Origin of the sequence: Streptococcus sp. D7B5 (assembly GCF_029691405.1) — a bacterium.
Classification (GTDB): domain Bacteria; phylum Bacillota; class Bacilli; order Lactobacillales; family Streptococcaceae; genus Streptococcus.
Window position 1 is genome coordinate 1,674,541 of sequence record NZ_CP121467.1, and the last position, 21,162, is coordinate 1,695,702.

Below are 21,162 nucleotides of genomic sequence, written 5' to 3' on the forward strand. Positions count from 1 at the left end.
GATAAAGGTATTCTTAAACTGGGTACAAAAAACTAAGCCCTCCTAAAAAAGGACATCCAATTATTTGTTCCCACTATCAAATTGACAGTTTATTTAAGAATACCTTGCCGCATATTTATTAACTCCTTTTAAATAGATACTTAAATAATAGCACATAAGAGCATATTTGTAAAGGAATCTCCAATTTTTTATCAAAGAGAGTACGTGATTACAAAATAGCTGTAATAATGTACCAATATTTGTTATTCTATAATCTTCCAATTACTCCCGTTCTTTTCAAGTACCAAATCAAATTGAGATACCTGCGTTGCTTTGGTCTGCTGGTCGATATACTCCACTGTCAGCGATACCGTGACTTGATTATCCTTACGATTGTGAATAGGATTTACCAGTTCTTGAAAGATGTACTCTTTTCCGATTGGTTTTAATATCCCGTCATTCACATAGTAGGAAAGTTCACTGGCTGTCGCTGTAGGATAGAGCTTGAAGAACGTCGTTAAAAACTCATTGATTTCATTGGTTGTAATGGAATCAACCGTCCCCTCACTTTCAATGGCTTTTGGTTTATAACTTGATTTCTTAGGTATGTTGGTAATGGTCGGATTCTTAACCAGTACCATATTTCCAGAACCATCTACATAGACACTCACTATATAAGCAGAGTGGACGGTCTTTGTATTTTCTCCCTCTGTAATGAGCTGGTCTACACTGTAGGTTACATTAAACTCATTGTCGCCAGTTGGCTCTACCGTCCATATCTGAAATCCTCTTACAGAAGACGATACAGGAATATCTTTGCGTACTGTATCAACATTGAGAGCTTGAAGTTCATCTGTCAGATAGCCTTTTAGACTTTCCATTCGATTATCAATGGACTTATCGGATTGCTCCCATGAATAGTAGACTTTCGCAAAGTTCTCTACAAAATTTTCTACATGATGAGTATCAACGTATTCCTTTTCTATGATAGTTGTTTCGTGAATAGTATGAGTATCTATAGCTGTAAAGTGCTTGAATATCGCAAAGCTGAAACTAAGCCCTAAAAGTACCCACAAGGCAATCACAACCTTTTTATGAGGATTGACCTTATAGTAGACACGAGGTTTCTTTTCCTTTGGTATCTGTTTTTCTTTATTCTGATTTTTTCTAAATTTCATCATTAAATCTTCCTTTCTCATTGTTTGATTCGTCCTGCTCCCACTAAATGCTGTTGCCAGTAGGGGCTTGTTAAGTCGGCATAACCGATTGGGTCGCCTGCATGAAACATACGGTTATTGCCAAGGTATATCCCAACATGAGTAATATAAGAGCCAGCGTTATAGGTAGAATGAAAGAAAACCAAATCGCCAGCTTGTGCTTCCGATAGTGGGATATGCTGGGTCACATCATATTGCTGTTGTGCGGTTCGTGGTAAGTTAATTCCAGCTTTTCCATACGTCCATTGTGTCAGTCCGCTACAATCAAAAGAAGTAGTCGGGGAAGCTCCACCGTAAACGTATCGCCAGCCCTCATATTTCAGTGCTTCGTCCATGATGGCTTGTACCGTATCATCATCAAACTCTGTTGTGACAAGATACTGCGTTACCAGTTGCACATAAAACATATTGCCATAGTTGTATCGCCAGCCCCCATTGATAGGTATGGCTATGGGATTGGGGTAAGACACTTTTTCGCCACCTGAATACTCTTTTGAGAAACTTTGAGCCAGTTCAAAGGTATATTTATTTCCACGATTAGCCACATACCCTAAGAAACCACCACCATAATTGTAGGACTGGATAACCGATTCTAAATCTACACTGAGCCTTTCGCTACTGGCTAATAATTCACTGAAATACTTCACACCTTGCTTAATGGATTCTTCTGTACTCAATGAATTAGGTGGAAGACCGAGGGATTCCGAGGACTGCATAACATCTTCCGCAGTACCGCCCGATTCCACCTGTATAATCGCAAGAAGTATGTTGACATATTCTTCAACGCCATATTCTTTGGCATATTTTTCTACCATAGGCTTATGAGCCAGCACTTCTGCGGAAACATTCACACCTCCATAATGAATATTGGAAATTCCGCTGTCCTGTTCATCTGAAAATAAAATGGCAACAAACAGAAGCAGTGAGAAGACCATCAAGAATAATCCAGAACCACCAATCACTAAAGTTTTCAACTTCATGGTTTCTTACCGACTTTCTTAATGGTGGCGGTTTTGATTGGTGGTCTACTTCTTGTATTTTGTAGTGGTACTCTTTGAACAGTAGACGGACGTTCTTTTGTGATTGGACGTTGTGAAGTTCTATCTGCTGTAGTGGTTGAAGTTGCTGGCTTTTGAACGGTTTTTTCTTGAACGGTATTGCCTTGGCGTTCCACTTTTGGACTTGAAAAATCGGACTTAACTGCTGGACGCTCTTGTTTGGCTTGTTGAGATTCCTTATATGAAGTCTGAATATTAGACTGTTTTGAGGTCTGTTCATCATGATATTGTTCTTGTCTTGTAGTCGGTCTTTCATGAACAGAAGAAGCAGGCTGTTTTTTCTGTTTGACCTGTTCCATTTCAGAGCGACGCTTCGCAATGGTTTTTCGCCTTTGTTCCTGCTGTTCCTTGCGTCCACTGGCTCTGTCCGCTTTGGTTTGAGAAATACTACTGGTTAAATCACGGACATTCTCTTTTACTTTGGATTTTCCTTGATATACTGCATATCTTGCATTGGTCGGCAAATCTTTAACCTGTTCTTTCAAACCACTAGCAGTGTCTACCATTCTGTCTTTGGTATCAGCTACTGTACCGATGGTTTGACCGATACGTTTTCCAAGTGTTGATTTTTCCTTTCCGTCTGGTCGGGAGTGATCTGCTTGTGTCCTTGCAGAACTCCCCGAACCCGACTGTCCTTTTTTACCTGTAACAATGGCAGACCCAGCCCCTAGAGTAGTCATGGAACGTCCAAGTTTCCGCTGTAGACGGTGCATGTGAGCGTGCATAAGCATACGAGGTTTTCTCATCACACGACTTCCCACACTTTGAGAATCGTTACTCTGTAGAGAAAACATACTCATTAAATCGCCCAGCTTGAAGTAGATTCCTGCAAAGGTCACAATCTGTAGAAAAGCAATCAAAAAGAACGGATAACCAGCCGATAAGGTATAGAGCATGGTTGAAATACTAAATGCTGTCGTAATAATCAATGTGATTCCAGCTCGTGTCAAAATGGTATTAAAGAGCTTTGTTATGGCTCGTTTTGACATACCATCAAATGATGGAATCATGCTTAAAATAAAGCTCACAGGCAGAAACATAGCATAGATGATAAAAAGTACCTGCGAGAAAATCATGATTCCTGTTAATAGGAATACAAATATGGAAATCCCAATATTGAAGACAAATAGGAAGAAGACTGTACCTAAACGGTTAATGGTCTTTGTAAAGGTTAGATTGGTATTGCTTCTGTCTTCAATTTCTTCCGCAACAATTTTTTCTCTGTCTTCGCCATTGTTGGAATCTGGGCTGGTGGAGAGCAGGCTTTCCACACGGTCAATACCGATACTTTCAATGTCTGAACTGTTGTATTGAAGCAGTAGCCACGGTTGCTGAACCTGTATGGAAAACAGGCTATCTCTGATTAAGTCCACGCTGTCCTTGCCTTGACTATCGGAATGGGGCATGACAATCTTCGTGCCAAGTGATAAACTGGCATTACTGATGTCTGATGAAAAGTCATTGATTTTTTTAATGTAGTCGGGAGCGTAGGCAATAAAGGAAGCCGATAGGATAAACACCAGCACAAAATTCATAATGGCATGAATTGCCTTTGTGGTTTCTCTCTTTATCAGTCCCGTATAGGCAACATAAACCCCAAGAACCAAAATCAAGAGTAAGAGGAATCCAACATAGAAACCCTCTGTTGAAAATCCGTTTGCACTCACACCAGCTAAGGTCTGCATATTCTTACCAATGGAATCTGCTGTAGCGGAAATGAAGTCTAAGGAATAGGCTTCCTGTACTAAGTAACCTGTCGCATTGGAAACATACAAACTGATTGTCCAAATAAAATTGGTAATGGCATATAGTCCATACATGACCTGTTTTCCAATCCCGTCCGACCAGTTCCACGGAAGCCAGCCCCAGCTATTATCCACATAAAAATCCAGTTGATAGTTTTCAAGTGGGTATCGGCTGTATTCATTTGCCACATTGACCGTATCATCTACCAAGCCCGCAGCTTGAACCACCGTTCCCAGCATGGCTAAAAGAAAAATGGCAATCACAAGTGTGAAAGCCACTGTCATTGCCACTTTACCTAGACGTTTCAGCGTCCAGTTTGATTTTATTCTGTTTACTATTGATGGTTTCACATTTACACCTCTTTTCGCACAGGTGGTCTGGTATCAAAGGCATGGAGCAGTTCTTCAAATACAGGGTGGAACTGTATCACACCGACACGACCATATAAATCACTGATAAGGCATTGCCCGTTTTCCAAATCACGCAATCGCTTCTGATTGTTTTCGTCCTCTGGGTCTACACCAAAAAAGGCTAAGGTCTTTTTAATCTCGTTAAGGTCAGTGGAACGAAATGCAAATTTTAAGCCGAGGTTATTTTTCAGTTTTTCATCTAAGAGGTCGTCTGTATTTTGGGTCACGAAATATACCCCAGCGTTCATAGCACGACCAGCCCGAACCAGCTTCATAGATAGTGTTTTTCCTTGTGCTACCTGTAAAAAGCTCCATGCTTCGTCTAAATCTACAATCTTGAAAATGCTTCGGTCTGTATGGATAAAGTCTAAAGCAAAGGTACTAATGACAATCAGCATAGCAACGGATAAAAGCTCCATAGTGGTATATTCCTCAAAGGAAGTTTCCTTGTCGGGAAGTACCAAGTCCGCAACCTGTATAATGTTCAGTTGTTTTTCTAAGCTGATAGACTGCTCCACATAACCATTACTGAATAATAAATGTGCAAAGTCATAGTCTGTAAAACTTTCGATATGGTCGGCTATACTGGTACTTAGTGGCGTATTCTCAACCCGTAATTCCTCAATCACTTTCATCAACCCTCGTACTTCACTATTGGTTACTGCACGAATGGCTTTTCTAAGGATTGGGAAGCGTTCCCCATCACGAGAGGAAATCCCCGTAAGGAATGTCAGAATATCAATAGCCAGTGATTCAGAATCTTTGGGATTTTTCATAATCACATAAGGGTCAAGTAAGCCTTTGTTTTTCTCATCAGAAGTCAGAGTGACGATATTGATTTCATGGGAAATCTCTGGCAAGGTTTCTTTCCATCTGCCACGTTCTGCTTTTGGGTCTACAATCACTGCTTGTGCCCCATAAAGCACCGCATAATAGACGATAAGGTTATTCGCAAAGGATTTACCACCACCCAGCGAACCAACAAAAGCCGACGCTAACGCATTGGTTACTGAACCCTTAACCCCTTGACTGGCAAGAGCAGGTTTCAGATAGACATTGCGTCCAGTATCTAAGCTGTAGCCAACATAAATCCCCTCATTTTCCCCCAGCATTTGAGTAGCACCAAAACCTAAACCAGCGAGGAAATCAGAGGTCACGTATTGAATATAATCATTCATATAACGCTTGCTGGCAGGTAAAAATTCTTCATGTAAGCCGAGCATATCCCCAAATGGTCGTACCAGTTTTACGCTTAAATCGTCATAAAAATCTTTCACTTCATTACAACGACGTTTGAGTTCGTCAAGATCATTTGCTGATACCCTTACCACATAAGACAGCTTGTACATAGATTCCTTGCTTTGGTCTAAATTGGTTTCCAGCTCATTCACACTTTCCAGAGCTTCCGCCACATTGGAGCTGGTTTCATTATCACTTTGCCAAGCGTGGTTATCCAAGTCTTTCAGTTCTTTCTTTTTATTGCGGACAGTAGATAGGGCTTTACGATTCGCTACAATTTCCACATTCATTGACGTATCAATCGGGAATGTAAATTGCTGTTGCTGGTAGTAGAAGATTTCAGAGGACGGGAAGTCCAGTTCTCCGACAATGCTGTTAATGGTAAAGTAAGCTACATAGACGGTTTCATCTTCCTGCTGGATTTTCAAATATCGCTGTTTTTCTTCCACCAAACAGCGAGTAGGCTTAATCAAGTCATAGTATTTAATCAGCGTTTCATTATCCAGCTTTTTCTTTGATAGATGGTACTCATACTCTTCATAGGCAGTGCCTGTCTGTCCGTAAAGGTGTTCAATCAGATAGCCGAAGTCGTCCTTATCTAACCTGCGGATTTTGAAACGACGAGAGATTTTATTTTCTAAGAGCTTTTCCATCTTCTGAAAACGCAGGATTTCATCATTACTCATACTAACAAAATCGCCCATCAGCTTATGGTTCACATCATAGACAAAATCAGACAAAGCATTTTTTGCTTCAACGGTAAGACTTTTCATAGAAAACTCCTGATCGTTGAGAAGCAACTTAAAGCCGATAAAGAAACGGTAGTTCACTTGATTTTCGCCAATCATGGATATTAAAGCGTCTGTCTGTTGGTCGATTTTGTCATAGGCAACCGCTTTGAGCTTGCCAGTGACTTCATTTTTGGAACGCTCTTGTGCAGAACGTATGCTGGATTCTGTACTGATTTGTAAAGCATGAATTTTGCCATCACGATTTTGTGCGATAAGCTGTCTGAAAGAATCATGCACTTGTATTTTCTGTTCTGGACTTAGAAATGAGTAATTGTAAGGAACAAGCTCATAGTAAGCATAACATTCCCCGTCTTTATTCCAGACGAGATTGTTTTCAATGTATTTAATTGGATATGCCATAAAATTCACTCCTAACTGCTGTAATGGCTTCTTGTGGCTGGTTTCTGCCAAGCGTTACTTTTTTTCCTGCATAGGTCAGCTTTGGTCGCAGTGCATAAGCAATGACAGACTTCAAAAATCCATAAGGCTTTTTACCATCAAAAGTTTTTGTAGACATAAACCATGTGAAAGCCACAGGAATCCCAAAGTATTTGAGAAATGCTCCCTCTATCATGGAAAGAGGGGGCAAGTTGCCAAGTATCATCACTGCAAAGAGTGACACGACAAACCATGTCATTTGCGTAAAGGTTATGGGAAACGGAAGTCTAAAATCATTGATAGAATACAGTACCTTTTCCACAGACCAGATACTGGTATAGCTTCGTATTTTCTTCATGTAATCAATCCTTTCATAAAAAATAGGGGTAGCTGATTGAGCCACCCCGTAAAATAGAAAATCTGCCAGTAGTAATGTACCGACAGATTTAATAGACGATTTCAAAAATCCCATGATTGGTTGAGATAAACGTTCCTGAAAGGTCTAAATCCCGACCATAGGCTTGATAATCAATATAGTTTTGAAGACTAGCTGGTACTTCGCCTAAAGCACCCGTTTCTTCAATGTAGTAGCGTGCCACGTCATACATATCATCACAATCGGAATGAATGATAATATCCTCTTGATGTTCGCTTAGTTCTTCAATGCTTGAAAAATGAGTGAGCAGAGCAGATAGCTCCGATTGTAATTCTTCGGGTAATTCCGATACCATTTCCCATAGTCGATTGAGTTCGCCAATGGAAGTGTATTCGTCAACCGTAAAGGGTAACTCGTAGTCATGAATGGCGTATTCCTCATATTCATCATTCAAGCCGATTTTCTCTTTGACTTCCTCAAAGTCAATGGGAAAGGTAAACCACGCACCGACCAATTCGCCCTCATTGTATTTGCCTAAATTCGCAATATAGACTTGCATATCGTCCATATATTCACGTCCTTTCTTTGTAGAGATTCAAAAATCCCTACCGCACTTCGTTTGGTGTACCATTCCTTTGCGGAACATAAGAAAACCACTTATATTCCACAAAAGAACGGTTTTATTTAAGCACCAATAATGCGATTGAATAGCTCTAGTAAAATGTCTTTTACTCCAGCAGCGTTGAAGACTAAGCCAACCGCAATAATCGCAATAATTAAAAAGCCAATCAGTTTGCTAAACTCACGCTTGAAGCCAAGATACAAGCCAATCACAACGATTGCTAAAAGCACCAGTGATTGAGCGTTTGATAGAAACCAGTTATAAAGGTTTTGTCCAAAATTCATAAAAATGTTCTCCTCTCTATATTCAATGAATTTGTATTTGAGTTATTTTTTTGGGGTATACACTTTCTGGTATGGATAGAGATTCCATGCCAGATTTTTTTATACAAAAAAGAGGACATTTGCTGTCCCCTCGTTATACAATCAATTCACCACAAAAATCATGAAAGAAGGTTAAACAAATGTCCCATAATGATTCTATCCTAAATATTCTTGGAATTAAAGATAAAAATATTAAAATTATTTCTGTTGAAGAAGCTGAACACAACAACGATTCTGTTAAAGAGTATATAACGCTAATAACAGCTACTCTTTCTTATCCGATTAATCGTTGTCGTAACTGTGGCTTTCCCACAGTTAATAAGGATGGCTTTCGCAAAACTCATGTACGACTGGCAAGTTTAAATGGGAGAAGATATGAACTAGAGCTTCGTAAACAACGCTATAAATGTAAATCATGCCATACTACTTTTGGTGCTATTACTAATTTAACCAAAGAAAATCAAACCTTATCCAGTGATCTCAAAAATCAAATCATGCTTTTAGCTCGTAAAGGCTTATCTGGTCAGCTTATTGCTGAAATGTGTCACTGCTCTCCTAGCAGTGTTCGTCGAACAATCTTAGAGCGCATGGAACCACACTATCGTGTGGCTAAGTTGCCTAAGCATCTATGTTTTGACGAGTTTCGTTCAATTAAGTCTGTGATGTCCTTTATCTGTTGTGACGCTGAAACCCACCAAATTGTCACAAAGTTACAGGATCGTCTATCACCTACCATTGTTGATTATTTTGAAAGTCGTTATTCAAAAGCCGAACGCGAATGCGTTCAATCAGTTGTAATTGATTTAAATGCTCAATATCAAAGTTTTATCTATCGCCTTTTCCCTAATGCCAATATCATTATTGATCGCTTCCACCTTGTACAATTAGCTGGTCGCGCTTTGGACAATTGTCGTATCTCTATCCTAAAGCAACTTGATAAACAGAGCCAAGAATATAAAATTATGAAGTCACATTGGAAGCTATTCCATAAAAAAGCTGAAGATCTTCACCCTGAAGAAGTAGTTTTTCTTCGCGGCGTTAAACAATATATGACTCGCCAAAATGCTGTTGATCTCATTACTAGTAAATTTTCCAAGTTCGCTGAAGTATACCAAACTTACCAAGATATCACGAAAGCCCTAAACGAGCGCAATAGTGAATTACTAGAGTCAACCATCTTAGACTACCAAAAAACCAATACAGAAATGGATACTGCTATTCAAACCCTTCGTCAAAACAGAAAATATGTCTTAAATAGCGCTAAATTTGAATACTCTAATGGTCCTTTAGAAGGCATCAATCGCAAAATCAAAACCCTAAAACGAACTTGTTATGGTTTTGCCAATCAAAAATTTTTCTTTTTAAGAATCGATTGTATTTTTTCGTAAAAAAATACCCCCTACATTTTCGTAGGAAGTATTTTTAGTCAACCATACCAGTTGACAGATATCCCACTTAGGACATTTTCCTACAAGGGGTCCCGAGCGCTTAGTGGGAATTTGTACCCCTTATCGATACAAATTCCCCGTAGGCGCTAGGGACCTCTTTAGCTTCTTGGAAGCTGTCAGTAGTATATCTAATAATTTATCTCCATTCCCTTTAGTAACGTGTAACTTTCCAAATTTAAAAAAGCGACTCATAGAATTATTTCCTCCCGTTAAATAATAGATAACTATTAAAAATAGACAATACTTGCTCATAAGTAATGGTACTTAAATTGTTTACTTTGGCGTGTTTCATTGCTTGATGAAACTGATTTTTAGTAAACAGTTGACGATATTCTCGATTGACCCATTTTGAAACAAAGTACGTATATAGCTTCCAATATTTATCTGGAACATCTGTGGTATGGCGGGTAAGTTTTATTAAGACACTGTTTACTTTTGGTTTAGGATGAAAGCATTCCGCTGGCAGCTTAAGCAATTGCTGAATCGAGACTTGAGTGTGCAAGAGCAACCCTAGTGTTCGGTGAATATCCAAGGTACGCTTGTAGAATCCTTCTTCAACAATCAGATAGATGTCAGACGCACGGCTTTCAAAAACCACTTTTTTAATAATTTGTGTGCTTAAATGGTAAGGAATATTCCCAACAATTTTATACCTCTGTTTGTTAGGGAATTGAAACTGTAGAATATCTTGGTGAATTAAAGTGACACGAGTATTCAGTTTTAATTTTTCTGACGATAAGTTGAATAGATGACTGTCTAATTCAATAGACGTTACCTGTTTACTTATTTTAGCCAGTTTCGTCGTTAAATGCCCTTTACCTGTTCCAATTTCGTAAACGGTATCGGTTTCTTTTAAATTCAATTGTTTTATTATTTGGTTGAGTACTTTTTCACTCGTTAAAAAGTTTTGAGAATATTTTATATTTTTGTTCATGTAATCTCTCCTGAAGTGATTACATCTATAAACAAATACAGAAGTTAAACGATTTGTTTGTAATTTTAGTTATCTGTTTAAAAAGTCATAAGATTAGTCACTGGTAGGAATTAATCTAACGTATTTATTTATCTCCGTAATCACTGTTTTTAGTCTGTTTCAAAACAGTAGATGTTTTATCTACATTACGCATTTGGAACACCAACATGACGAATCCCTCCTTCTTAATTACAAATTTTTAGCATCTAATTTAACTTCAATTCCTATTATACAAAATTTTAAGATAATGCACTATCAACACACTCTTAAGTTTGCTTCTAAGTCTTATTTCCATAACTTCTTTTACGTTTCCGCCATTCTTTGCTGTTTCGATTTTTATGATATGGTGCAAGTCAGCACGAACACGAACCGTCTTATCTCCCATTATATCCTTTTTTTGTTGTTATCACGTCCTGTTCTTTTACTGACTGTTGCTTCAAAATCTGCTTGTGTCGGTCTGTCAGTTTCGCATGGTCGAGAATGTCTTTTACAACCTGCGTCTGGTTGATTTCATCAAGTTTAATCGCAACCTTTAAGGTCGGGGCAACTTGATGAGATAGCCAGTTCAGCGTCCTTTGGAAGGAGTAAGGCTCTGGTTTTGTGGTTAGTTTTAATCGTTCACGATTGTTCCCAATAAACCAAGCCCATTCTTCATTCAGTTTCCAATCAGAACGAGGTTTGGAATCGTCTTTATCTACAAAACGGATATACCGATTGATAATTTTAAAGGCGGTATGCTCTGGATTGTCATAGACGAGTAAATCACGGACTGCATAATAGGCACGCTCATTTTTCAATCGAATCTCAAAACGGTTTTTTACTTCTGCGTCTTCAATGGGAATATCATTTTTCTTGTACTGCTCGTAGTCCTTTTCATAGATACAGAAATAAACTTCACTTTGTAATGAACCGATATAGAGGGTGTTTCCCATACATTCCTTTTCCTCTTTGCGTACCAGTTCGCCACTGCGATAGCTTTTAAAACTGCGGAAGACGGAGATACATTCTTCCTGTTGGCACTTTTCAGTGAGTACAGGGATATTCAAAATCCCTGTCTTATCGTTAATGGCAAGGTCAAGGCGTTTCATCACACCGCCAGCCACCAAAACGTCCATAAAGAACTCATACCAGCTTCTTTGTTGTGCCAGAAGATAGCTTTCAAATTGTCTGCACCCACGACCTTTCAATTCCACCAGAACTCCTTTGTCCAGTTCATGGGAGCAAAGGACGAATATGTCGCCTAAAGCATAATGCTCTGAATAAGAATAGAAACCATAGTCCTCATGAAGAAAATAGGACAGTTTCAGTTGTAAGATGTTTTCGACCACCTGCTGTACGTCTGTTGTCGGAAAGCGAATCCTTACATAATCAAACAGCATTTCAAGGGGAGCGTCGGGATTGAAGCGTTCCAGAGCTTCCCAAAGGGACTGCTGTAAATCCTCTGATGGCTTGACTTTTCCTGTTTCAATATCGCTTAGATACTGCCTTGTAATACCAGTCGCAACAGCTAAACGGTTTTGAGATAGTCCATAAGCCAAGCGTTTTTCTTTTAAATGCTGTAACCAAGTTTGTTCATTCAGTAAAAATCCCTCCAATCAAAAAGGCGTATGTCAACTTTTAAAGCCCATTTGACATACGCTGAAATTTTGTAAATCCCTTGTAACCAAAGGATTTTCTAATGTTTTTTTGACTGTTTCCTGTCGATTTGTACCCCCCTGTTAGATACGGGGGGTTAAGTGCTGGCGTGGCTATTGCCACACCAGCCAGCAAGATCAGTCCACACCTGCGACTTCCGCTTCGCACGTCGCCTGCGTGGACTGTCTGCTGTTGGATAACTTTTTAATTTCCTCCAAGAAATCATATCCTTTTGGTACAAGGGGAGTATAAAACTATGATATGACACTTGTTCCTACATCAACATAGCCACGACCTTTGATTCGCTTTAAGAAGAAATCCTTTTGTACGTCACTGCCAAACATCATGCCATAGCCCATTTCAGACATACGACCTAAAGCCACTCTGAAATTAAACTGATCACGGATTCCGTCGCCTAAATATTTTGCGTCTGGACGTTGACAAGCCAGTATTAGAAAGAAGCCAGCTTGACGACCTAACATGACAATCTGTTTCAGCTTATTCATAACTGCGGTGTTTTCTTTTGTTCCCAGCATTTCCATGAAAGCGACGTATTCATCAAAGATTAAGAAGTGTGCCGGGAGACCTAAGTAAGCATAATTTTTGCCAGTCTTATAGTTCTTCATCTGCTTCATTTCCTCACTACGTTTCATCATTTCTTCATAGAATGTTTCAATGCAAGAAAGCAAGTCTTCTTTTCTATAGTAGACATTTGCCATCACAGAACCTAAGTCCGCAAGGTCAGCATTTTTCGGGTCAAGAATATACAGTTTTGAATCTGTATGAAGCAAGGCTTCAATCAGTGTCAGTATAAAGTAAGTTTTACCGCCACCTGTACCACCAGCAATCAACATATGAGGGAGCTTATCATATTCCCACCATACGTTTTTCATTAAGCGAAGTTTACCATCTTTAGCTTCTACTTCATCAATAGAAATACGACTGGCTATGGTGTCATAGAGCAAAGTATATTCCACATAGGAATCCTTTAACTCTTTATCCGTCAGCTCACAGTACAAGCCACTCTCTAATTTCTTTTCCAAGTGTAAGAGTTGGTCTTGATATTTTCCCAGCGTGATTTCCACCCGTATCTGTATCAAGCCATTTTTAAGTCGATAATACATTTTAGGGAAGTAGGTTATCTTTTCCTTTGTACGACCAGCACTATCTTTAAAGAAACCCTCTGTTTTGACCTGTTCAGATTCATACCACTTGTTTTCAAGTATCATCTTTGCCAGTTTTTGACGGTGGTAAAGTTGTTTAACCGTATCATAGCGAACCCGTTTGAATACAAACGCTACCAGCAAGCAGATAAGAATTGCGACACTGAAACTGATAATTAAATAGGGAATGTCAATCTTATCTGCTTGTGATAGGTTAAAATCCTGCCAGTTGATCTGCTGGATTGTCTTCACATGAAACAGTCCGACAACCAGCAGGAAAACAGGCAGGAGTGACGCTATCGTAAAATGAAAGACTAAATCTTTACCAGATGGGCGAATCCTTTTACCACGCTGTTTCATGCGAAAAAGTCTCCTTTCTACCTAGCGACTATTTGTCTTGTGTCGGTTCTTTCTTTGCTTGTGGTTGAGCTTTGAATGAACTAGAATCCTTTGTCAGCACAATATCGTCTGCCTTGATATACCAGTCAACATCTGCTCCTTGATAGGTGGCAGTAGCAACGGTGTCCGCAATGGGATTGATAAGTTCCACCCGTGCGTTATAATCAAACTCTTTCAAAGGCACGCTGGCAGGAATACTTACTTGAATCATGCGTCCTTGTCCTTTGGATTTTAAGTCATAGGTACGTTCCTTGATTTCATCTGAAACCGACCCGTCTTCATTTTGGATTCTCACTTCACGACGTAGAGCAGAGAATTTCAATTCTCCAAAAGTCGTGTCTTTATCTAATACAATGCCATTTGCTAATCTCATCATTTTTCCTCTCTTTCTTTATTCTTTTATCATGTCGTCAGCATGTAAAAGGTAATTTGTAAAACCACGAGTGCCGATTTTGTAGCCCTCTGCGGTAATACGTGGATTGACTAACTTCACACGTTCCTCAAAGCCGAAATGTTTTTCGCCAGCTTCAGCAGGAAGCACCACCACAATATCATCTGCTCTTTGAACATCAGAATAGAGATTATAGCTTCTTGATAAGACAGTTAGCCGTCCGTTGATTCTTCGCTGAACGACTTTATCCTCGCCAGCAAATTCTAAATTGCCGAATGTTTTTTCCATGTTGGGAATCACAAATTTAAGTTCCATATTTTTACCTATCCTTTCTTTTTTATTGGCTGAATGAATGTTTGATGGTCTTAAAGAGTGGGGAACGACCTTTTGATTCTTGATTTTTTGTTTTCATAAGTTCACTTCCTTTCAAAATCGGGTAAAAAAATAGACACCTCATTTTTTGAAGTGTCTACCTATTAAATATTCAAATTTTATTGGAAGTATCTTTATATCTTCACTTTTCAAGGATAAATCGTCGTATCAAAGCTCATTCATAAGTAGTAAATTAGTAGTAAATTGAGTGGTTTTGACCTTGATAAAGTGTGATAAGTCCAGTTTTTATGCGGATAACTAGATTTTTATGCTATTTTTCATATAAAAAATAGTAAGCATAAGTCCAATGAAGGCTAAAGCAATAGCAACATAAAAAGCTACACTATAATTTCCATTATTAGCCATTGCCATTTGAACAGCGACCTTGGGAGCGAAAAATGCTGCTAAAGAATATCCAGTGAAGACGATACCGTAGTTGACTCCTTGATTTGCAGGGCCATAATTTTCCATGACGATAGATGGGAAGACCCCCATAACACCACCAAAGCAGATACCAAGTCCTATAATTCCTAAGGTAAACCCAAATTGACCAGGGACGATAGTTAGGGAGAATAAAGCTAGGACAATGACAGAATAGATAATCAATAAGGTCTTTGAACGGCCGATTTTATCAGAAAGTGATCCCCAGATAAAACGACCACTAGAGTTTGCGATTGAATAAAGAGAGACATAGAGAGCTGCAGTGCCTGCAGAGAGTCCAAACATTGATTGACCGATTGGTGATGCTTGAGAGGCAATCATCAAACCAGAAAAGGCGCCAACAAAGAACATGCTAATGATAATGTAAAACAGAGGACTTTGTAGCATTTGTTTCCAGTTTTTATTAGTAGGTCCTTGTTTGGTTGGGATAGGAGCTTTCCAGCCTGCTGGTTGGTAGCCGCTTGGAGCTGCCTTAATAAAGAAAATTGCACAGATGATAACAACAATATAGACTAGCCCAATTGTACGAAAAGCAAAGAAGGCATCTTGTTTTTGAATGAGATTGCTCGCGACTGGAGAAGCGATGACTGCGGCAAATCCCATGCCACCTGTCAGAATTCCAGAGGCTAAGCCACGTTTATCAGGGAAGAGGCGAAGTGAATTGGAGAGGGCACCTGAATAGGCAAAACCTTGACCAAGCCCGGCCATTAATCCATAGGTCAAATAAAGCATGGCTGGTGAATTGGCATAGCCGGTTAAGTAAAATCCGCTAGCAAATAGAAGAGCGCCGAGGGCGATGGTCCATTTTACATAACCTTTGTCAACTAAATAACCTCCGAGAATCATGGGGATAGGGCCTATTGCAGAGTTGATAGCAAATGCTAACATAATATCAGACATGGACCAGCCTGTTGAACTGCTAAGTGGTCCGGCAAAAACAGAAAAGGAATAGACGGCACCTGTACAAAGAAGAATGGCTGTAGACGCGACTAAAATCCTCCAACGATTGAATGTCTCTTTCATAAAAACATCCTCCTTAAATGTATATTTTTTCACCAAGACTATATCATAGTTAAGGAAACCGGTCAATAGTTTATGAAGATATTTTGTTAATTTTTTCACGAACTTGTACTAAAGTACGATAATCTGATAGAATAACACGGTCTTTATTATCAAGGATTTACAAGATTTTCTAAAGTAGTATAATGAAAGTAGATTAAATAAATGAAAGGGGTACCAAGATGAAACTAGTTGCTATCGTTGGAACCAATTCAGATCGCTCAACCAATCGGAAACTCTTGAAATTTATGCAAAAGCACTTTTCGGATAAAGCCGACATTGAGGTATTGGAAATCAAACAATTGCCAGCCTTTAACGAACCTGAGGACAAGCAAGCGCCAGCTGAAGTTCAAGCTTTTTCAGAAAAAATTCTTGCTGCAGATGGTGTGATTATTTCAACACCTGAGTACAATCACACAATACCAGCACCTTTGGCCTCTGCTTTGGAGTGGATTGCTTATACCAGTCGTGCTTTGGTTAACAAACCAACGATGATTGTTGGTGCTTCTCTCGGTTTGCTTGGAACCTCTAGAGCGCAGGCACATTTACGCCAGATTTTAGATGCGCCGGAGCTTAAAGCGAGAGTTATGCCGGGTACAGAGTTCTTTCTAGGTCATTCTGAGCAAGTCCTAGATGATGAGTGTCATTTGAACAATCCTGAAAAGGTTGCAGAACTAGAAGAACATTTTTCAGAGTTTCAAAATTTTGTTGAACTAACAAAGGCTTTGGTCAAACCAGAAGATACAAATCGTAAGAAATCTTTCATTTGGGAAGAATGGTTGAAAGCATAAGTATTTCAAGAAAGGAGAACAATCCATGAAATTAGTAGCTATTGTTGGGACTAATGCAAAAAAATCCTATAATCGCAACCTGTTGCAATTTATGAAAAGACATTTTGCTCAGAAAGCGGATATTGAGATTTTAGAGATAACAGATGTACCAATGTTCAATGAAACAGATGATCAAACAGATACACCTATTATTCAGAAGTTTAATAAAGCTATTTCAGAAGCTGATGGTGTCATTATCTCGACACCCGAGCACAATCATACGATTCCATCAAGTTTGAATAGCTTGCTCGAGTGGTTGTCTTTTAACATTCATCCACTAGACGGAAAGCCGACAATGATTGTCGGAGCTTCCTACGATATTCAAGGTTCTTCACGTGCCCAACTTCATCTTCGTCAGATTTTGGATGCTCCTGGGGTAAATGCAACAGTTATGCCAGGTAGTGAGTTTTTACTTGGTCGAGCGCATCGAGCGTTTGATGACAATGGAGATTTGATTGATGAGCGAACCGTTGATTTCTTAGATAGTTGTTTTTATCGCTTCCTTCGCTTTGTATCTATTGCAAACCAACTAAACCTTCCTGAAGAAGTTCGCTTTGAACCGGGGACTTACCATGTTACAACTGAAGGCCATAATGGTAAATTGCCGATGGATGTCACGGTTTCTGAGGACCGTATTGAAAAAATTGAAATCGATTCTTCTGGAGAATCTTCAGGAATCGCAGATGTCGTCTTTACCCGTATTCCAGCAGAAATCATTGAGGGGCAAACATTAAATGTTGATGCGGTGTCAGGAGCTTCTGTGACTTCAAATGGTGTTTTAGATGGAGTTGCGCGTGCAGTCAAACAAGCCGGTGCAAATCCAGATGTTTTACGGAAGCGTTCAAAAGCGCCATCTGCCCTAGATAAAGAAGATAAGACCTATCAGGCAGATGTTGTCATCGTCGGAGGCGGAGGAGCTGGATTAGCTGCAGCGGCTGCAGTCTTACAAGCTGGTAAGAAGCCAATTGTTGTTGAGAAATTTCCTGCAATTGGAGGAAATACTGTTCGTGCAGGTGGTCCAATGAATGCACCAGATCCAGCATGGCAAGGAACCTTCGCAGCTCATCCAGGTGAGGCACATACGCTTCAAGAATTGATTGCGACAGATGAATCAACGATTGATCCAGAATATCTAGAGGACTTTAGAGCCTTGAAAGTTGAGGTTGAGCAGTATTTGCAGGACCCGAGCTATTTGTTCGATTCTACCTTGCTCTATCGTATCCAAACCTATATCGGTGGGAAACGAAAAGATTTACAAGGGAATGAAATTCATGGCCAATACGATTTGGTTTCTGTTTTAACCGAACGGGCCCTAGAGTCTGTTCGTTGGTTGGAAGACATCGGCGTTGAATTTGTTCGTAGCGAAGTGACAATGCCAGTTGGAGCCCTTTGGCGTCGTGGCCATAAGCCGGTTCAACCAATGGGGTATGCCTTTATATCTGTCCTACAAAAATATGTTCTAGAACATGGTGGCAAGATTTTGACAGATTCTCCAGTTAAAGAATTGCTTGTAAAAGACGGGGCTGTCAAGGGTGTCAGAGCAGAAGGTCGAAATGGTCAAACCATCATTGTCAATGCAGATGCCGTTGTTCTAGCTTCTGGAGGATTTGGTGCCAATACAAAGATGCTACAAAAATACAATACCTACTGGACTGAAATTGCAGATGATATTGCTACATCTAATACACCAGCTGTAACAGGAGATGGTATTCTTTTAGGGCAAAGTGTAGGTGCAGATTTAGTGGGTATGGGCTTTAGTCAAATGATGCCAGTATCCGATCCAGTGACAGGAGCTCTTTTCTCAGGACTTCAAGTTCCTCCAGCAAACTTCATCATGGTAAATACTGAAGGGAAGCGCTTTGTAGATGAGTACGGTAGCCGAGACAAGCTATCTCAAGCGGCGATTGATAATGGAGGCTTGTTCTATCTAATCGCAGATGAACGTATCAAGGAAACAGCCTACAATACTAGCCAAGAAAAAATCGATGCCCAAGTTAAAGCAGGCACTCTTTACCGTGCAGATACGATAGAAGAGTTGGCTGTTCAGATTGGTATGAATCCAGAGGTGTTAGCAGATACAATCAAGAAGTATAACTCTTATGTGGATGCAGGATTCGACCCTGAATTTAACAAGGGTAGTTTTGATCTCAAGTGTGAGGTTGCGCCATTTTACGCAACACCGAGAAAACCAGCTGTTCACCATACAATGGGTGGACTCAAGATTGATACTTCAACACACGTTTTGAATGAAAACGGTCAGATTATCCCTGGTTTGTATGCTGCCGGAGAAGTCGCAGGTGGACTCCATGCAGGTAACCGTCTAGGAGGAAATTCGCTTACGGATATCTTTACTTTTGGACGTATTGCAGGTCAAACAGCTGTTAAAGAAAATTGTTAGTGATTGATTTAAAAATTAAGGGAATTTTAAGTCTCCTTGTGTATCATATAGTTATTAAATAAAGACCTCCTAACTTTATTTAATGAAATCCTAAACTTTTCTTTTTCATAATAATCTCCCTAATGAAGCCACCCAATCAGGTGGCTTTTTTGTTTGTGGCTTGGATTTTTGATATAATAGAGCCATGAGTAGAATTTTAGACAATGAGATCATGGGGGATGAGGAGTTAGTAGAACGTACCCTCCGTCCCCAATATTTACGTGAATATATCGGTCAGGATAAGGTCAAGGACCAGCTGCAAATCTTTATCGAGGCTGCCAAAATGCGGGATGAGGCACTGGACCATGTTCTTTTATTTGGTCCTCCAGGTCTCGGGAAAACAACCATGGCCTTTGTTATTGCCAATGAACTGGGAGTCAATCTCAAGCAAACGTCTGGTCCTGTTATCGAAAAAGCAGGGGATCTGGTAGCGATTTTGAATGATTTGGAGCCTGGAGACGTTCTCTTTATTGACGAGATTCATCGCTTGCCCATGTCGGTGGAAGAGGTACTTTATAGTGCCATGGAGGACTTTTACATTGACATCATGATTGGGGCTGGAGAGGGCAGTCGCAGTGTCCATTTGGACTTGCCGCCTTTTACCTTGATTGGTGCGACGACACGTGCGGGGATGCTTTCTAATCCTCTACGAGCACGTTTTGGGATTACGGGTCATATGGAATACTATGCCCACGCTGACTTGACAGAGATTGTTGAGCGGACGGCAGATATTTTTGAGATGGAAATCACCCATGAGGCAGCTTCGGAGTTGGCCTTACGCAGTCGAGGAACTCCTCGTATCGCCAATCGTCTCCTCAAGCGCGTGCGCGACTTTGCCCAGATTATGGGGGATGGCTTGATTGATGATGTGATTACGGATAAGGCTTTGACCATGCTGGATGTAGACCGTGAAGGTTTGGACTATGTAGACCAAAAAATCCTTCGCACCATGATTGAGATGTACGGTGGTGGTCCTGTCGGTTTAGGAACTCTTTCTGTTAATATTGCCGAGGAGCGTGAGACAGTCGAAGATATGTACGAACCTTACCTGATTCAGAAAGGTTTCATCATGCGAACTCGTTCTGGGCGGGTTGCAACGGCTAAGGCATATGAGCATTTAGGGTATGAATACAGTGAAAAATGAACAAAAAATTCTAGATACTTTCAGAGAAAATCCGGATATGATGACCATTTTGACCATCATTCGTGACCTTGATCTGAAAGACTCGTGGTTGGCAGCAGGTTCGGTCCGAAATTTCATCTGGAATCTCTTGTCAGACAAATCGCCTTTTGACCGTGAGACGGATGTGGATGTGATTTTCTTTGATCCAGATATTTCTTATGAGGAAACAGTATCCATAGAGAAAAAGCTGAGAGAAGATTTCCCTCAATATCATTGGGAGTTGAAAAATCAGGTCTATATGCATCTGCACAGTCCCCACACTGTGCCTTACACGAGTTCTTGTGATGCCATGAGTAAATATCCGGAACAGTGTACGGCGATAGGACTCCGCTTGCATGCCGACGCAACTTTGGAGCTCTTTGTCCCCTATGGTATAGAGGATATTTTGAACTTTCAGGTTTCCCCAACTCCTCATTTTTTAGAGAATGAGGACCGAATGAAGCTCTATCAAGAACGCTTGTCCAAGAAAAATTGGCAAGAAAAATGGAAAAATCTCACTTTTTCAAAAAACTTAAGAAAAATTTAAGTTAGGGACGGTATACTAGGTTCATAAGTTAAGAGTAACTTAACTTAAACTCCTAAAACTTTTTCATAATAATCTCCCTATAAAATTAAGTCGCCCAATCAGGCGGCTTATTTTTTGTCTGTACGGAGAGCTAATAACTTAGCAATAGAAGAAAATAGGGAAATAT

General features: G+C 39.9%; 20 protein-coding genes and 1 pseudogene. 5 read left to right on the plus strand and 16 right to left on the minus strand.

Features of this window, described 5'->3' with window-relative positions:
• Positions 1–242: 242 nt before the first annotated feature.
• The 7 genes from P8P68_RS08225 to P8P68_RS08255 all read right to left on the minus strand — a co-directional run bounded on the left by P8P68_RS08225 (position 243) and on the right by P8P68_RS08255 (position 8,100).
• Positions 243–1,178 carry a conjugal transfer protein gene (locus tag P8P68_RS08225; RefSeq protein WP_001224320.1) on the minus strand — a complete coding sequence of 312 codons (936 nt, stop codon included), beginning with the start codon at positions 1,176–1,178 and terminating at the stop codon, positions 243–245.
• The gene (locus P8P68_RS08230) at positions 1,175–2,176 is read right to left on the minus strand and encodes a bifunctional lysozyme/C40 family peptidase (protein ID WP_000769868.1); all 1,002 of its coding nucleotides are present in this window, start codon (positions 2,174–2,176) and stop codon (positions 1,175–1,177) included. The genes P8P68_RS08225 and P8P68_RS08230 overlap by 4 nt, the downstream gene beginning before the upstream one ends.
• Complete coding sequence (locus P8P68_RS08235; protein ID WP_278275859.1) at positions 2,173–4,350, minus strand: YtxH domain-containing protein; 2,178 nt, start codon at positions 4,348–4,350, stop codon at positions 2,173–2,175. The genes P8P68_RS08230 and P8P68_RS08235 overlap by 4 nt, the downstream gene beginning before the upstream one ends.
• 2 nt (positions 4,351–4,352) lie before the next feature.
• Complete coding sequence (locus P8P68_RS08240; protein ID WP_000331160.1) at positions 4,353–6,800, minus strand: ATP-binding protein; 2,448 nt, start codon at positions 6,798–6,800, stop codon at positions 4,353–4,355.
• A complete protein-coding gene (locus P8P68_RS08245) occupies positions 6,784–7,176 on the minus strand; it encodes a conjugal transfer protein (RefSeq protein ID WP_000723888.1) in 393 nt (130 codons plus the stop codon). Before P8P68_RS08245 ends, P8P68_RS08240 begins: the two co-directional genes overlap by 17 nt.
• An 88-nt stretch (positions 7,177–7,264) precedes the next feature.
• Positions 7,265–7,762, minus strand: a complete 498-nt coding sequence (locus P8P68_RS08250) for an antirestriction protein ArdA (RefSeq protein WP_000342539.1) — start codon at positions 7,760–7,762, stop codon at positions 7,265–7,267.
• A gap of 116 nt (positions 7,763–7,878) precedes the next feature.
• Complete coding sequence (locus tag P8P68_RS08255) at positions 7,879–8,100, minus strand: hypothetical protein (RefSeq protein WP_001009056.1); 222 nt, start codon at positions 8,098–8,100, stop codon at positions 7,879–7,881.
• A gap of 179 nt (positions 8,101–8,279) precedes the next feature.
• On the opposite strand from P8P68_RS08255, the gene P8P68_RS08260 reads away from it, so the two are divergent.
• Positions 8,280–9,527, plus strand: a complete 1,248-nt coding sequence (locus tag P8P68_RS08260; RefSeq protein WP_000019067.1) for an ISL3 family transposase — start codon at positions 8,280–8,282, stop codon at positions 9,525–9,527.
• 256 nt (positions 9,528–9,783) lie between these two features.
• On the opposite strand, the gene erm(B) is transcribed toward P8P68_RS08260, so the two are convergent.
• The 9 genes and pseudogenes from erm(B) to P8P68_RS08305 form a co-directional block, all read right to left on the minus strand.
• The gene (gene erm(B), locus P8P68_RS08265) at positions 9,784–10,521 is read right to left on the minus strand and encodes a 23S rRNA (adenine(2058)-N(6))-methyltransferase Erm(B) (RefSeq protein ID WP_001038795.1); all 738 of its coding nucleotides are present in this window, start codon (positions 10,519–10,521) and stop codon (positions 9,784–9,786) included.
• Positions 10,522–10,645: 124 nt separating this feature from the next.
• Positions 10,646–10,729, minus strand: coding sequence for a 23S rRNA methyltransferase attenuator leader peptide ErmL (locus P8P68_RS08270; protein ID WP_033647236.1), 84 nt, complete (start codon positions 10,727–10,729; stop codon positions 10,646–10,648).
• A gap of 48 nt (positions 10,730–10,777) precedes the next feature.
• Positions 10,778–10,945, minus strand: a complete 168-nt coding sequence (locus tag P8P68_RS08275; RefSeq protein ID WP_000502600.1) for an MLS leader peptide — start codon at positions 10,943–10,945, stop codon at positions 10,778–10,780.
• Entirely contained in the window at positions 10,935–12,155 is a 1,221-nt protein-coding gene (gene mobT / locus P8P68_RS08280; RefSeq protein WP_000398285.1) for a MobT family relaxase, read from the minus strand. Before mobT ends, P8P68_RS08275 begins: the two co-directional genes overlap by 11 nt.
• Before the next feature lie 22 nt (positions 12,156–12,177).
• Complete coding sequence (locus P8P68_RS08285; protein WP_000879507.1) at positions 12,178–12,330, minus strand: hypothetical protein; 153 nt, start codon at positions 12,328–12,330, stop codon at positions 12,178–12,180.
• A gap of 2 nt (positions 12,331–12,332) precedes the next feature.
• A pseudogene (locus P8P68_RS08290) lies at positions 12,333–13,718 on the minus strand (FtsK/SpoIIIE domain-containing protein).
• A 28-nt stretch (positions 13,719–13,746) separates the two neighbouring features.
• Positions 13,747–14,133 (minus strand): YdcP family protein, encoded by a 387-nt coding sequence (locus P8P68_RS08295; protein ID WP_000985015.1) that lies wholly within the window; start codon positions 14,131–14,133, stop codon positions 13,747–13,749.
• A gap of 15 nt (positions 14,134–14,148) precedes the next feature.
• A complete protein-coding gene (locus tag P8P68_RS08300) occupies positions 14,149–14,463 on the minus strand; it encodes a YdcP family protein (protein ID WP_000420682.1) in 315 nt (104 codons plus the stop codon).
• A gap of 315 nt (positions 14,464–14,778) precedes the next feature.
• A complete protein-coding gene (locus P8P68_RS08305) occupies positions 14,779–15,984 on the minus strand; it encodes an OFA family MFS transporter (RefSeq protein ID WP_278275860.1) in 1,206 nt (401 codons plus the stop codon).
• Between the two features lie 218 nt (positions 15,985–16,202).
• On the opposite strand from P8P68_RS08305, the gene P8P68_RS08310 reads away from it, so the two are divergent.
• The 4 genes from P8P68_RS08310 (at position 16,203) to P8P68_RS08325 (ending at position 20,996) form a co-directional block, all read left to right on the plus strand.
• Positions 16,203–16,811: an NADPH-dependent FMN reductase gene (locus P8P68_RS08310; RefSeq protein WP_278275861.1), complete on the plus strand. Its 609-nt coding sequence runs from the start codon at positions 16,203–16,205 to the stop codon at positions 16,809–16,811.
• A 25-nt stretch (positions 16,812–16,836) separates the two neighbouring features.
• Entirely contained in the window at positions 16,837–19,248 is a 2,412-nt protein-coding gene (locus P8P68_RS08315) for a flavocytochrome c (protein WP_278275862.1), read from the plus strand.
• A gap of 184 nt (positions 19,249–19,432) precedes the next feature.
• Complete coding sequence (gene ruvB / locus P8P68_RS08320) at positions 19,433–20,431, plus strand: Holliday junction branch migration DNA helicase RuvB (protein WP_016893669.1); 999 nt, start codon at positions 19,433–19,435, stop codon at positions 20,429–20,431.
• Positions 20,412–20,996: a nucleotidyltransferase family protein gene (locus P8P68_RS08325; protein WP_001098879.1), complete on the plus strand. Its 585-nt coding sequence runs from the start codon at positions 20,412–20,414 to the stop codon at positions 20,994–20,996. The genes ruvB and P8P68_RS08325 overlap by 20 nt, the downstream gene beginning before the upstream one ends.
• Positions 20,997–21,162: the final 166 nt, after the last annotated feature.